The organism is Xenorhabdus griffiniae, assembly GCF_037265215.1.
GTDB lineage: Bacteria > Pseudomonadota > Gammaproteobacteria > Enterobacterales > Enterobacteriaceae > Xenorhabdus > Xenorhabdus griffiniae.
In genome coordinates this window covers 1264517-1276990 of sequence record NZ_CP147737.1, presented here as the reverse complement: position 1 = coordinate 1276990, position 12474 = coordinate 1264517, and the positions used below count along the sequence as shown (strand labels likewise).

Here is a 12474-nt window from a genome sequence, read left to right as displayed (position 1 = left end):
TTACACTAAGATATCCCATTAGATAAATGGTTTTTAATATGAAAGAGTTAGAGTTAATCGCACAAAAACTGATTGCACAAAACGAAGAAGAACAATACCGGAAAAAAGAAGAAGACAAAGCGTTAATCAGTAAACTCGTTGAAATCTATGATCAAAAATATGTTGCTGAGGCACTTCGGGCTGTCAGTCATAGCGACTGGACTCGTGAAACACTTAATCGCTGGTTAAATGGTAAAATGGTACAAAAGCAATTAACTGAGCTGGAAGTACAGATGCTCAATAGTTTGTTGCCATCACCGCCTGAACACCATCCGAATTACACTTTTCGTTTTATTGATCTGTTTGCCGGCATTGGTGGGATCAGAAAAGGATTTGAAGAGATTGGTGGGCAATGTGTGTTTACCAGCGAATGGAACAAAGATGCGGTTCGTACTTACAAAGCAAACTGGTATTGCGATCCTGAAGAGCATGTATTTAATTCTGATATCAGGGATATAACTCTGAGCCATGATATTTCTGCCAGTGATAAAGAAGCATACCAGAATATAGATCGTGAAATCCCCAATCATGATGTATTACTGGCGGGTTTCCCTTGTCAGCCTTTTTCTCTTGCGGGGGTATCAAAGAAAAATTCATTAGGCCGTGCTCATGGCTTTGAATGTGACACGCAGGGAACATTGTTTTTTGATGTAGCCCGGATCATTGCTGCCAAAAAACCAGCCATTTTCCTGCTGGAAAATGTGAAGAACCTGAAAAGCCATGATAAAGGGAAAACGTTTCGGGTTATTTTGCAGGCTTTGGATGAATTGGGATATTCTGTTGCTGATGTTGAACATACAGGGAAAGATGATCCAAAGATTATTGATGGACAAAATTTCCTGCCACAACACCGTGAACGTATTGTTTTGGTTGGATTTCGGCGTGATCTTAATATCCACCAGGGATTTACCCTCAGAGATATGAATCAATTTTTTCCTGCGCAAAGACCGACTCTTAAAGAATTACTGGACAGTAATGTAGATAACAAATATATCCTTACTCCTGCTTTATGGAAATATTTATACAACTACGCGAAAAAACATCAGGCAAAAGGAAATGGTTTTGGCTTTGGTCTGGTTTTCCCTGATAACCCGAATAGCGTTGCCCGCACCTTGTCCGCCCGTTACCATAAAGATGGCTCTGAAATACTTATCGACCGGGGTTGGAACCAAGAGCTTGGAGAGATAGATTTTGACAATGAAGAAAACCAGAAAAACAGACCAAGAAGGCTGACACCTCGCGAGTGTGCGCGTTTGATGGGATTTGAATCTCCGGGTGGTACGACTTTTCGTATTCCCGTATCAGATACTCAGGCCTACCGGCAATTCGGCAATTCTGTGATTGTTCCTGCTTTTGCTGCTGTGGCCCAATTATTAGCACCTTATATTGCCAGAGCGGTTGCGTTTAAAACCAGCAAGAAAGTGGCATAAGGTTTGATTATGGCTGATGTTCACCATCCTGCAATTCGCAGCAAGAATATGAAAGCGATCCGAAATTGTGACACAGCCATTGAAATAAAACTGGCAGCGATCCTTGAAGATGCAGGCTTTCAGTTTCGGACACAGATAAAAGAATTACCGGGGAAGCCTGATTTTGTGATCGATGAGTATCGAAAAATCATTTTCACTCATGGGTGTTTCTGGCATCACCATGAGTGCTATCTGTTTAAAGTCCCGATGACCAGAACCGAATTTTGGATGAACAAACTTGGGAAGAATGTATTACGGGATAAAGCTATTAATGAGAAGCTCAGGAGTGATGGCTGGCACGTTATGGTTATCTGGGAATGTGCTGTAAAAGGCAGATTCAGATTACCCGTTCAGGAATTATCTGAAAGAATAGAAGAGTGGATTTGTGCAGGCAGTGATTCTGTAGAAATTGATACTAAAGGGATACATAATAAAAATGTTTGAGCGGTTATCTGATCATTTCGAAGTCGCAGTTGCAAAATATCTTTCGGCTGTTGATGTTGATCCTAAAAAATCAAATCAACATGAAATTGGTGGATTGGTCAAAGCAGGATTTTCAAGATATCTTCCCGTCCCCGAACGAGGGGAAAAAATATTTTTTAAGGCAACGCTGACTTATATTGCTGGAGAAGATAGCGAGCCGGTCATCTGTGAAGATCAATTAACGTGGTACGATACTCGTTATAACCAGCCAAACAGATCGGCTGAATATCGTATGTATTATAAAACGAATCCTGTTTCATCTTTGATGAATGAAGGTGATTTTTTTCTGATTATTAAACGTAATAATGGCGATTTGCTGCTTATTATAACTCCCCCGGGATCTTCAGTTGAATTACAGCTGAATACTTTATTTGGTCTGGGTAATATTGGTCATCATTTTTCCCAATCTTCGATTGAGGAAAAATCACTTATCCTTCCGGTCAGGATGTTATTTGAAGACCTGAGAATAGAACTTGAAGAACCTGAAAGTAAAAATGAAAATTTACTGGAAACATTATTAAGGCATTTTCCGGCTGGTTTTCCTAAGTCAAAAGAATTTTCTTTACTGGCAAGGGAAATGGCCTCAGGTGAACCAATAAATGAACCCGATAATACACTGATGCTATGGATGGAACAGGAAGAAAAATTATTTAAAACGTATGAACGTTATGAGGTAGCGAAAAAATTATCGCAGGGATTTGGAGAAAACGGGAATGATGTTGATGAATTTATTCATTTCTCATTGAGTGTTCAGAACAGGCGAAAATCCCGTGCTGGTTTTGCCTTTGAAAATCACCTGGATCATCTTTTCTCATTGCATAATCTGCGATTTCAACAGGGTTCTGCCAAAAATATAACAGAGAATAAGTCTAAACCCGATTTTCTTTTTCCATGTTTTTCTGCTTATCACGATAAATCTTTTCCTCAGGAAAAGTTGCGATTGCTTGGCGCAAAAACGACATGTAAGGATCGCTGGAGACAAGTATTGGCTGAAGGAGACAGGGTGGCACGTAAGCATCTGATAACGATGCAGCCAGGGATAAGTGAACAACAGCTGGCAGAAATGAAGAGTAAATCGCTACAGTTAGTGGTGCCTGAATCTGTTAAGTCATTCTATCCAACATCCTATGCCAATGATTTACAGAATATTATGGAGTTCATTACTGAGATCAAGGAAATCCAAAGATTAACTTAATGACTTTGCAAACAGAAACTGTACTGCATTTATGTAAGTACCTTTTCTCTGAGGTGACCACTCAGGTGGTCACCATGCTCCGCACCTTTCATTCCACAAGGTGCTATAGCCATATTTTTCTTTTGCCACTCATTCTGCAGCCTATTGAAGATACTTTGACGGCACATTCACCACCGGTGTCATCCATTCAAACCAGTCACAGGCTTTACCGATATGGCTCCCTCCCTTCGGATCAAAATGATAGTGATGATGTGAGATATCTTCACAATACCCGACAAAAGGCTGATCAATACGGTGAAGCTGAATAGCGGCCGCTTGCTCTTTGGTCGCCGGAAAGAATGCCCCACCGGCTTCGGCAAACAGGTCGGTATCATCCTGCGGTGTGCCACAGTGTTCGCAGTGATTTATCCAGTGCTGCCTGCGCAGTCGTTGGCTGACCACTTTGCGCAGGGTGTGGTGAAAACCGGGCAGCACACTACGCACAATAGTGGGAATATCAGCGAGATAAAACAGAAACGCCGGGCTGTCCTGCTCGGTATAGCCCACTTCCGTGCCGGGTTCATCATCGTTATTCGCTTCCAGTCGCTGGTGTCTGGCCGGCAGCATAAATGCCGTCACGGTGGTGGGTTGATGACAGTGTGGGCATGACGTCAGGGTTTGAGCCAGATACCAGAATTCCGCATGGACATTGTAGAACGGCAACCAGTTCATAAACGGGGTCGGGTCAAAACTGTTGTCGATATACCAGGTTTGGGCGGCCGCATCCCAGTGAGCGCCCAGCTTCCGTACTTTCTCGTATTCATCGTCGGGGACGTTTAAATCAATTCGCAGCATGTGTCTTCCTTCATTATTACATCGTTAACTCAATAAATTAGTCAGACTATTTAGCTAATTTTCACCAAAGCATAAAGAGTTTAGTGCTGACTGTCGCGAAAAAACCCCGCATCCTCGGTATGTTGGCATCCATTATAAGGTAATTATCTATGCGCGGTGGCTTTTCCATATCCTGTTTTGCCGGCCTGCTGGGATTGGCTATGTTGTGTATGCCGCTGGCTCAGGCGGCCGAGAAAGATGAGCTGGCCAGTGCAAAGCGTCTGATTGAGCAGGTGCAAATGGCCCTGGAGCGTGCAAGTCTCGCAGAAAAGCAATCTGACACTGCAAAACGCCCTCGTTATGAGTTTGATTACTCCCGTATCAAAGCCGATCTCAACACCATTAAAGCCGGTATCGATCACTACCTGATGCCTTCCCGTGACCAGCCCCATGAATCCGGTTTGTTATCCGGCCATTACCGGCAGGAAAACCCGCAATGACGCCGGCGCAACGCAATGCCTTTGACGTGGCCTCCGGGCACTTTGATATCACTTTTTTGTATCTGGTATGTGTCGGATTTTTCTTAGCCACCTTATTTTTCTGGGCGGCCTGGGCGGCGGTGGATGTCTGGAACGGCTGGGCAAATGAAAAAGTGCGTAATCAGACCCTCAGCCAGTTTGCCCTGCGAACCGCGGTATTGCTGGTCGTGGCTGTCTGGATGTTTGCCAGTTAATGCGACTAACACCATGAAAAGGAATAGGGGACATGAAGCATATTTTAAAATTCTGTTGTCGTATCAGCACAAACCTGTTGACCCGGGTCAGTACGTTCATGTTGTTATTCGGGTTTTCCTGTCAATCCGCCTGGGCTGATTTACCCGCTATTGAGCCACCCAAAAGTGGGGGCGGGGGCGGATTATTGGGGCAGGCGAAAGGGTACGCGCAGGATGGCATTGTGATTGGCGGGTTGATCCTCTCGGCGGTGGCGTTCTTTAAGGTCGCCTCGGCCGCCGTCGAAACCTTTTCTGAAGTGCGGGATGGCAAATCAACCTGGACCCAGTTTGGTGCCATCGTTGTGGTCGGCGTGGTGTTGCTGGTTGCCGTGATTTGGTTGCTGTCGAAATCGGCCAGCATTATCTTTTAAAGGAATCACCATGCAGACGATCGCTTTCTTGCCTGACCGTTTAAACGCCGAACCGGTGGTGTTTCGCGGGTTCACCACGCCTGAGATGGGACTGGCCGCACTGGCCGGGATCGTGCTCGGGCTGGCCGTCAGTCTTCCCCTGATCCCGTTAGCCGGTTGGGTCATGATACCGACCGGCATGCTGGTGATGCCCTTGTTACTGATTAGCTTTGGCGGACGCTGGCTTGCGCAGGTTAAACGTGGCAAGCCGGAGAATTATATTTGGCTGAAGCTGGAAGAGAAAAAACGCCGGCTGGGTCTCGGTGATCCGGCCTGGATTATTGCCGCCCGGGGCTGGTCGTTGCGCCGTAGCAGGAGAATGCGATGAGCCGGTTTCGTCATGCAGTCAAAAACCGGGATCAGCATATTCTGACCCTGCGAGTGGCGTGCGGCATTCTGGTATTGGTATTGCTGCTGAGTCTGACGGGTTGGATGGCGTCACCGCGTAATCTCACCATCCATCATCCACCCGATCTACGCACCGGCAGCACCCGTCCGTGGTGGGAAGTGCCCACACCCAGCGTCTACAGCTTTGCTTTTTATATTTTCCAGCAACTCAATGCCTGGCCGAAAAATGGCGCCCAGGATTATCCGGCCAAAATTTATGCGCTTTCCCCTTATCTGACGCCAGCCTGTCAGGATTTTCTGCGTGCGGATGCCCGAACCCGGGCTGACAGCGGTGAACTGCTCGACCGGGTGCGGGTGGTGTATGAAATCCCCGGCCGGGGCTACGAGACCCGCAGTGTGACGGTACGTGACCGCGATAACTGGGTGGTGCGGCTGGATTTGGTGGCCGATGAATACTATCACGCCGAACCGGTTAAACGGGCACTGGTGCGTTATCCGTTGAAAGTGGTGCGCTGGGCAGGGGATGCGGAACATAATCCCTTCGGGCTGGCACTGGACTGTTATGACGGGATGCCACAGCGGCTGGAAGCCCTGCCGCAATCAGTGGAAGAGAAAAAGGGGGTGTTTCAATGAGAGGATATCTACCTGGCTGCCGTCGTATTGGGTTAGGACTGGTCAGCATCTTGCTGTTCAGCGTGGGCGCAAAAGCTGATGAATTAATGAAATGGGAACGTATTCCCTTATCCCTCTCGCTCAAGGTAGGGCAGGAGCGGATTATTTTTGCGGAGCGAAATGTCCGTATCGGTTTGCCCCCGTCACTCAGTGATAAATTGCGGGTACAAAGTGCCGGCGGGGCGGTGTACCTGAAAGCCAGCCATGCCTTCCCGTCAACCCGCCTGCAATTGCAGGACAGTGAAAACGGCGAAATCATCTTACTGGATGTGACCGCAGGAAAAACCGATGCCACTGAACCGGTACGCATTATTTACCCGAATGAAAAACAACCTGCTTCAACCGAAAAATCACAACACCAGAGTAAACCCCAATTATCTGCGCCCGTTCCGGTGGCCTTAACCCGCTATGCCGCCCAGCAACTGTATGCCCCATTGCGTACCGTCGAGTCGGTGACCGGCATCCAGCCGGTGAATCTGCATTTACCTGAGTTTATCACGACGCTTTACCCGTCAGAGCCGATTGACATTACCCCGCTGGCCGGCTGGAGGCTGCACCATCACACAGTGGTAGCACTGAAACTGCGCAATCCCACCCAACGAAAAATCACCCTCGACCCGCGAGAATTACAGGGGCAGTTTGTCGCGGCCACATTCCAGCATCGTTGGCTGGCTGAAACGGGGACGCCGGAGGATACGACGGTATTGTACCTCATCACAAAAGGGCTGCCGGATAATATCTTTATCCCTGAGCCGGTATCGGTGAAACCGGGAGGCCGCCATGGAAGTTAAGTCCAATGCGTTGGTGAAAATACTGGTGCCGGTGGTATTGCTTATCGGCGGGGTTATTGGCATCAAAAGTTGCCGTTCAACGGAAAGTGCCGCGCCCGGCACGATAGCGAATCATGTGCTGGCCACGCTGTCACCGGAAGAGTTGCAGGCGCTGGGGGTCGGGGGCGATACGCCGGAAGATACCCTGCGTACCCTGATAGGCGCCCTCAATAAAGTGCGCGCAGAGCAGAAACGTTTAAGCCAGCAGAATGCCGATATTTTAAAAGAAAATAACCAGTTAAAAAGTCAGAATCAGGATGTTGCCAGCCAGATAGATACGGCGGTTGCGGCTATTCGTCAGGACGATGAACAGCGTCAGCGCACGTTGCAGGATGAGCAGCAGGGATTACTGGCACAGATTGATTGGCTCACCGAGCGGTTAAATTCAGCGCCGTTGCCGGCTCAGGACAGCCAGATACCCCTTGGGTTGGGACTGGCAGGCCGTCAGTATGCGGCCAACCCTGTCACGGGGCAGGACGAACTTATCTGGGTGACACCGGCCGATGAAAAACCGGTTGATCTCCCAAACGGGGCTGACGGAAAGCAATCTGCGAAATTCCCGACCCCTTTTTTAAGTGAACAACCGGCAACGGGGCAAAATTCCCCACCGATCCCTTTGCTGAAGGAAGAAAACGAAAAACCGGTCTATACCCTGCCGGAAAATGCCACGCTGGCAGGCAGTCAGGCGATGACTGCGTTGCTCGGTCGGGTGCCGGTCAATGGCACCGTGACAGACCCTTATCCGTTCAAGATCCTGATTGGTAAAGATAACCTGACCGCCAATGGTATCGAACTGCCGGAAGTGGAAGGGGCGGTGGTGTCCGGCTCGGCCAGTGGTGACTGGACCCTTTCCTGCGTACGCGGGCAGGTCAATGCCATCACGTTTGTGTTTCAGGATGGTACCGTGCGTACCCTGCCGGGCAAAGGGCAAAACCCGCAGGGTATCGGCTGGTTGTCGGATGAAAACGGCATTCCCTGTATCAGCGGTGAGCGTAAATCCAATGCCAGCACCTATCTGCCAACGTTGTTTGCCCTCTCGGCCATGAATTCAGCCGGGGACGCCTTGAACGAAAGCCAGCGCACCGCCCAAACCAACGGCGCTGGCGGTATCACTTCCGCCTTAACAGGCAACGCCGGACAGGCGGCATTAGGCAAAGCGATATCCGGGGGAATGAAGGAGATGGGCGAATGGCTTAAACAACGTTACAGCCAGACGTTTGATGCGGTTTACGTGCCGCCCGGTGCCGGTGTTGTGGTGCATCTCACCCAGAGTCTGGCGATAGATTACGAAACGAAAGGCCGTAAGGTGCACTACGGCGTGAGTGAACCCACTCAATATGATACTAATCAGGAAGCCTTAGATTAATGGAAAAGCCTGTCTTTCAATGGCTGTTCAGTGCCAGCCAACCCTATTGCCTGCAAATTAACCGCCCCCCACACGCGGAACCTGTGCCGGTTCAGCTCTGCTGGCGGCCTGCCCATAAAAAAACATCCCGGCTCTGTCTTGCCATCGGCAAGGCGTGTCAACTGTTGGGTGACGGTGATTTTACTGTTTTTCGCCTGTCAGACACACAGTGGCAATCCATGGTGGCAGGCAGCAGCGAGGCTGAACCGGAACAGTGGGAGCGCCTGGCGTTTACGGTATCGGAATTGGCTGTCCACCCTGAGTTTGCCACCTTTACCCTTATTAGTCGCACGGAGGCTCAGGGATGCGAAAAATAACCTACGCTATCGTGTTAGGTCTGACGGGGCTGTTGGCAGGCTGTTCAACCTCGAAAGACACGTTGCTTCCGGCCGGAGAACAGACGGTGCTGGCGATGTGGCAGGGAAACAAAGCAGGTCATAGTGCAATCCCAGCAAGGCAAACCTTGCGCCGGGCGTTAACCCCAGCCGAACGGAGTCGGGCACTGAATGAGCCTGACAGCTACAGCCGTTCGGCGGCGCAGGAAATCAGCCAGCAATTTCCCCGTCTCCCCAATCCCGATATGGTGATGTATGTCTATCCGCATCTGGCGGCCGGCAATACACCGATACCGGGCTACAGCACCGTGTTCCCGTTTTATCTGCAGGTGCAGTACGCCCTGCCGGGTGAACGCACGGAGGCCCTGTGATGGAAATCCCCAAACCGCTGCACCGCCCCGGTCAGCTGCGTGAAGCCGATGAAGCCGCGATTTACCGGGCCAACCCTTCCATTATCGATTATCTGCCCTGGGTGGAATATCTGGAAGACGGGCAATGCCTGTTGCTGGATGATGGTGTCTCTGTCGGGGCGGTCTACCGCATCGAGCCTGTTGCCACCGAAGGGCGTCCAATGGAGAGACTGATTGAAATTCGGGATCAGCTGGAAGATGCGATCCAGGACAGTCTGGAAGAGGACGATATCTCACCGTGGGTGGTACAATTTTTTTGTCAGGACGAAGATGATCCTGCGGCCTATCTCAATACATTACGGGATTACGTCAAACCCTGGGCGCAAGGTACGGCTTTTACGGCGGCCTTTCTGGCCGAGTCCGAACGCCATCTGAACAGCATTGCCCGGCCTGAGGGGATATTTCAGGATAGTCTGATCACAGGGCAACCATGGCGGGGACAACAACGCCAGACGCGTATGGTCGTCTATCGCTGGCTGCCTGCTCACCAATCACAGGCAACCAACTCAACGTTATCTTCAGTGGCCGCACTCAACCCGGTCTGCGAGCGTCTGGTGTCGTCACTGGCGGCGGCGGGAATTGTGGCTGTTCGGCAGCATGGCGCGCAGATCCATCGTTGGTTGTTACGTCATTTTAATCCAGCCCCGGACTGGGGTATGGCAAAAGCCGATTTCTACCGCACGGTGAGTGATGAAACGCCCCCGCAGCCCGATCTCCCGCTTCATCATGATTTTGCCGAAAGCCTGTGGTTTACCCCGCCGGTGTCTGATCCTGACAATGGCATCTGGTGGTTTGATGGTCTGCCACATCAAGCGGTGCCGGTTGAACGTCTGCGCCGTCCGCCAGCACCGGGCACGCTGACGGGGGAAGTGAAACGGGGGGATAATATCAATGCCCTGATGGATATGATGCCGGAAGGCACCGTGGTTTCTTTGACCATCATGGCGCAGGCACAGGATACGCTGGAAGCGGATTTTACCCGGCTGGCAAAAAATGCCGTGGGGGAAAATACCGAATCGGCGCGTGTCCGGCAGGATGTGCAGGAAGTCAAAGCTTTACTGGGACGACGCCATAAACTGTACCGCAGTGCGCTGATCTTTCTGGTGCGGGGCAACGATATCACTGACCTGAACCAGCGGGCGCACCAGTTATCATCAACGTTACTGACCGCCGGATTACAGCCGGTGCGACCGGAATTCAGTGTGTCCCCGCTGAATGCCTATTTGCGCGCTTTGCCGATGGGATTTAATCCGCAGAAAGATAAGCAACACTGGTACAGCCGCCTGAGCTGGGTGCAGCATCTGGCCGGACTGATGCCGGTGACTGGCCGTTCAACCGGCACCGGGCACCCGGGGTTCAGCTTCTTTAATCGCGGTGGGGCACCGCTGACCTTCGATCCGATGAATAAACAGGATCGTACCCAGAATGCGCATTTATTATTATTTGGCCCGACCGGGGCAGGCAAATCCGCCACGTTGTGCGCCTCCCTGGTGCAACTGATGGCGATCCACCGACCGCGCCTGTTTATTGTCGAAGCCGGTAACAGCTTTGGTTTATTGGCCGATTACTATGCCAGCCTCGGGCTGACGGTCAATAAAATCGGTATCAAGCCCGGTTGTGGGGTGAGTCTGGCGCTGTTTGCCGATGCGCACCAGCTGCTGCAACTGAGTCCCGGACAACTGTGTATTCATGAAGACGATATTCCGGATACCGATGAATCGCAGGATGACGGGGATGAACAGCGTGATATTCTGGGTGAGATGGAAATCGCGGCCCGGCTGATGATCACCGGCGGGGAGAAAAAAGAGGAAGAGCGTTTAACCCGTTCCGACCGGGGTTTGATCCGCGAAGCCATTATGATGGCAGCACACGCCAGCCATGCTGACAGACGCCAGATGATTGCCTCAGATTTACAGAATGCGCTGTATGCCATCGCCCGCAATCACCAACAGGACGAGCATGGCCAGCCGTTAATCACGGCACATCGACGGGCGCGGGCAGATGAAATGGCCGGTGCCATGTCGATGTTTACCCAGGGCTTTGAAGGGGAGCTGTTTAACCGTCCCGGCACGCCATGGCCGGAAGTGGATGTCACCCTGATTGATTTGGGCACACTGGCACGGGAAAACTACTCGGCGCAGATGGCACTGGCGATGGTCTCACTGATTAATACCGTCAATAACCTGGCCGAACGCGATCAATATCAGGACAGGGAACTGCAACTGGTGATTGATGAAGGGCATATCACCACCACCAACCCGCTACTCTCCCCCTATATGACCAAAGTGGTGAAAATGTGGCGTAAACTGGGCGCCTGGCTGTGGCTTGCCACCCAAAACCTTGCCGATTACCCGGATACGGCTGAGAAAATGCTGAATATGGCCGAATGGTGGCTGTGCCTGACCATGCCCCCGGATGAAGTCGAGCAAATCGCCCGTTTCAAAAAACTTAACGAAGAACAGAAAGCCGTCTTGCTCTCCGCCAGTAAATTACCCCGCTGTTATACCGAAGGCGTGGTGCTGGCGAAAAAAATCGAAGCCCTGTTCAGGGTCGTGCCCCCGAGCCTCTATCTGGCGTTGGGGATGACGGAAAAAGAAGAAAAAGCAGAACGGCGGGCGTTAATGCGTGAGCACCAGTGCAGTGAACTGGAGGCGGCTGTGTTAGTGGCCAGAAAAATGGATGTTGCGCGGGGGTTAAAACTGACATAACGATTTAATCTTATTATCGGGTATATTGACTGACGTTACCTCTCTTGCCTAAAAAATTGAGATGAATATAAGAATGAAAAAACATCAATCCAATCATGGAAAAAAGAAACTTTATCGCCGGGTCAATACGACAACTCATTTCTTTTTTCATCATGGTGGTGAATATCGATGGGAGCGAGCCAGACAAAAATTAATCAGGGAAGATATGCCCTGCTTTCTGTCTATGAAAGGCAAGCAAAGACACGGCTTAGATTACACGCCACTTTTTATGTTCTTATTGAGTAAAGTCGGTGAAAAATGGGATTTGGTTCACAGTGAAGCCGTTCAGCGACTGGACCGTCCAGAACCTCTATTTTGGCTAGTGGCGTTATATGAAAATGAACAAAGAGAGTATATCCGCTGTGGTGAATCCAGTTATTACAACGGGCTGTTCGTCGATGGATCCGGTTTTTTAAGGAAGGTGAATCCAAATCTGTCAGTAAATGATATTCCTGTCCAGTGTCAGTGCTGTACGCATACATTTAACGGGGTTCCTGTTCATCGCTGATCCAGGTAATTTTCACCATGAGAAAAAGAATTAACCGC

General features: G+C 50.3%; 15 protein-coding genes. 14 read left to right on the top strand and 1 reads right to left on the bottom strand.

Annotation, left to right across the window (positions count from 1 at the left end):
• Positions 1–38: 38 nt before the first annotated feature.
• Genes WDV75_RS05710 through WDV75_RS05700 form a run of 3 tightly spaced genes read left to right on the top strand, consistent with a single transcriptional unit; the run spans position 39 to position 3186 of the window.
• Positions 39–1469, top strand: a complete 1431-nt coding sequence (locus WDV75_RS05710) for a DNA cytosine methyltransferase (RefSeq protein WP_273571601.1) — start codon at positions 39–41, stop codon at positions 1467–1469.
• Between the two features lie 9 nt (positions 1470–1478).
• Positions 1479–1952 (top strand): very short patch repair endonuclease, encoded by a 474-nt coding sequence (locus tag WDV75_RS05705; protein ID WP_273571603.1) that lies wholly within the window; start codon positions 1479–1481, stop codon positions 1950–1952.
• Positions 1945–3186 carry a type II restriction endonuclease gene (locus tag WDV75_RS05700; protein ID WP_074021594.1) on the top strand — a complete coding sequence of 414 codons (1242 nt, stop codon included), beginning with the start codon at positions 1945–1947 and terminating at the stop codon, positions 3184–3186. Before WDV75_RS05705 ends, WDV75_RS05700 begins: the two co-directional genes overlap by 8 nt.
• 141 nt (positions 3187–3327) lie before the next feature.
• Here the strand turns inward: WDV75_RS05700 and WDV75_RS05695 are convergent, their stop codons facing one another.
• Positions 3328–4020: a DUF5710 domain-containing protein gene (locus tag WDV75_RS05695; protein ID WP_273571608.1), complete on the bottom strand. Its 693-nt coding sequence runs from the start codon at positions 4018–4020 to the stop codon at positions 3328–3330.
• A gap of 149 nt (positions 4021–4169) precedes the next feature.
• Here WDV75_RS05695 and WDV75_RS05690 point away from each other — a divergent pair, with 149 nt between their 5' ends.
• The 11 genes from WDV75_RS05690 (at position 4170) to WDV75_RS05640 (ending at position 12436) form a co-directional block, all read left to right on the top strand.
• A complete protein-coding gene (locus tag WDV75_RS05690; RefSeq protein ID WP_273571611.1) occupies positions 4170–4499 on the top strand; it encodes an RAQPRD family integrative conjugative element protein in 330 nt (109 codons plus the stop codon).
• Positions 4496–4732: a TIGR03758 family integrating conjugative element protein gene (locus WDV75_RS05685; protein ID WP_273571613.1), complete on the top strand. Its 237-nt coding sequence runs from the start codon at positions 4496–4498 to the stop codon at positions 4730–4732. The genes WDV75_RS05690 and WDV75_RS05685 overlap by 4 nt, the downstream gene beginning before the upstream one ends.
• A gap of 98 nt (positions 4733–4830) precedes the next feature.
• Positions 4831–5142 carry a TIGR03745 family integrating conjugative element membrane protein gene (locus tag WDV75_RS05680; RefSeq protein WP_273571646.1) on the top strand — a complete coding sequence of 104 codons (312 nt, stop codon included), beginning with the start codon at positions 4831–4833 and terminating at the stop codon, positions 5140–5142.
• Positions 5143–5152: 10 nt separating this feature from the next.
• Positions 5153–5509, top strand: coding sequence for a TIGR03750 family conjugal transfer protein (locus WDV75_RS05675; RefSeq protein WP_273571615.1), 357 nt, complete (start codon positions 5153–5155; stop codon positions 5507–5509).
• Entirely contained in the window at positions 5506–6162 is a 657-nt protein-coding gene (locus tag WDV75_RS05670; RefSeq protein ID WP_273571617.1) for a PFL_4703 family integrating conjugative element protein, read from the top strand. Before WDV75_RS05675 ends, WDV75_RS05670 begins: the two co-directional genes overlap by 4 nt.
• A gap of 86 nt (positions 6163–6248) precedes the next feature.
• Complete coding sequence (locus WDV75_RS05665; RefSeq protein WP_420497552.1) at positions 6249–6992, top strand: TIGR03749 family integrating conjugative element protein; 744 nt, start codon at positions 6249–6251, stop codon at positions 6990–6992.
• Positions 6982–8397, top strand: coding sequence for a TIGR03752 family integrating conjugative element protein (locus WDV75_RS05660; protein WP_273571621.1), 1416 nt, complete (start codon positions 6982–6984; stop codon positions 8395–8397). Before WDV75_RS05665 ends, WDV75_RS05660 begins: the two co-directional genes overlap by 11 nt.
• On the top strand, positions 8397–8753 hold the full coding sequence (locus tag WDV75_RS05655; RefSeq protein ID WP_273571623.1) for a hypothetical protein: 357 nt from the start codon (positions 8397–8399) through the stop codon (positions 8751–8753). The genes WDV75_RS05660 and WDV75_RS05655 overlap by 1 nt, the downstream gene beginning before the upstream one ends.
• Positions 8741–9142 carry a TIGR03751 family conjugal transfer lipoprotein gene (locus tag WDV75_RS05650; protein ID WP_273571625.1) on the top strand — a complete coding sequence of 134 codons (402 nt, stop codon included), beginning with the start codon at positions 8741–8743 and terminating at the stop codon, positions 9140–9142. Before WDV75_RS05655 ends, WDV75_RS05650 begins: the two co-directional genes overlap by 13 nt.
• Positions 9142–11889 carry a conjugative transfer ATPase gene (locus WDV75_RS05645; RefSeq protein WP_273571627.1) on the top strand — a complete coding sequence of 916 codons (2748 nt, stop codon included), beginning with the start codon at positions 9142–9144 and terminating at the stop codon, positions 11887–11889. The genes WDV75_RS05650 and WDV75_RS05645 overlap by 1 nt, the downstream gene beginning before the upstream one ends.
• Before the next feature lie 73 nt (positions 11890–11962).
• Positions 11963–12436: a hypothetical protein gene (locus WDV75_RS05640; protein WP_273571630.1), complete on the top strand. Its 474-nt coding sequence runs from the start codon at positions 11963–11965 to the stop codon at positions 12434–12436.
• Positions 12437–12474 lie beyond the last annotated feature (38 nt).

What these genes read in the sequence shown, in the direction of transcription:
- WDV75_RS05710 (WP_273571601.1), top strand. Translation starts at nt 39, where the DNA reads ATGAAAGAGTTAGAGTTAATCGCACAAAAACTGATTGCACAAAACGAA.
- WDV75_RS05705 (WP_273571603.1), top strand. Translation starts at nt 1,479, where the DNA reads ATGGCTGATGTTCACCATCCTGCAATTCGCAGCAAGAATATGAAAGCG.
- WDV75_RS05700 (WP_074021594.1), top strand. Translation starts at nt 1,945, where the DNA reads ATGTTTGAGCGGTTATCTGATCATTTCGAAGTCGCAGTTGCAAAATAT.
- WDV75_RS05695 (WP_273571608.1), bottom strand. Translation starts at nt 4,020, where the DNA reads ATGCTGCGAATTGATTTAAACGTCCCCGACGATGAATACGAGAAAGTA.
- WDV75_RS05690 (WP_273571611.1), top strand. Translation starts at nt 4,170, where the DNA reads ATGCGCGGTGGCTTTTCCATATCCTGTTTTGCCGGCCTGCTGGGATTG.
- WDV75_RS05685 (WP_273571613.1), top strand. Translation starts at nt 4,496, where the DNA reads ATGACGCCGGCGCAACGCAATGCCTTTGACGTGGCCTCCGGGCACTTT.
- WDV75_RS05680 (WP_273571646.1), top strand. Translation starts at nt 4,831, where the DNA reads ATGTTGTTATTCGGGTTTTCCTGTCAATCCGCCTGGGCTGATTTACCC.
- WDV75_RS05675 (WP_273571615.1), top strand. Translation starts at nt 5,153, where the DNA reads ATGCAGACGATCGCTTTCTTGCCTGACCGTTTAAACGCCGAACCGGTG.
- WDV75_RS05670 (WP_273571617.1), top strand. Translation starts at nt 5,506, where the DNA reads ATGAGCCGGTTTCGTCATGCAGTCAAAAACCGGGATCAGCATATTCTG.
- WDV75_RS05665 (WP_420497552.1), top strand. Translation starts at nt 6,249, where the DNA reads ATGAAATGGGAACGTATTCCCTTATCCCTCTCGCTCAAGGTAGGGCAG.
- WDV75_RS05660 (WP_273571621.1), top strand. Translation starts at nt 6,982, where the DNA reads ATGGAAGTTAAGTCCAATGCGTTGGTGAAAATACTGGTGCCGGTGGTA.
- WDV75_RS05655 (WP_273571623.1), top strand. Translation starts at nt 8,397, where the DNA reads ATGGAAAAGCCTGTCTTTCAATGGCTGTTCAGTGCCAGCCAACCCTAT.
- WDV75_RS05650 (WP_273571625.1), top strand. Translation starts at nt 8,741, where the DNA reads ATGCGAAAAATAACCTACGCTATCGTGTTAGGTCTGACGGGGCTGTTG.
- WDV75_RS05645 (WP_273571627.1), top strand. Translation starts at nt 9,142, where the DNA reads ATGGAAATCCCCAAACCGCTGCACCGCCCCGGTCAGCTGCGTGAAGCC.
- WDV75_RS05640 (WP_273571630.1), top strand. Translation starts at nt 11,963, where the DNA reads ATGAAAAAACATCAATCCAATCATGGAAAAAAGAAACTTTATCGCCGG.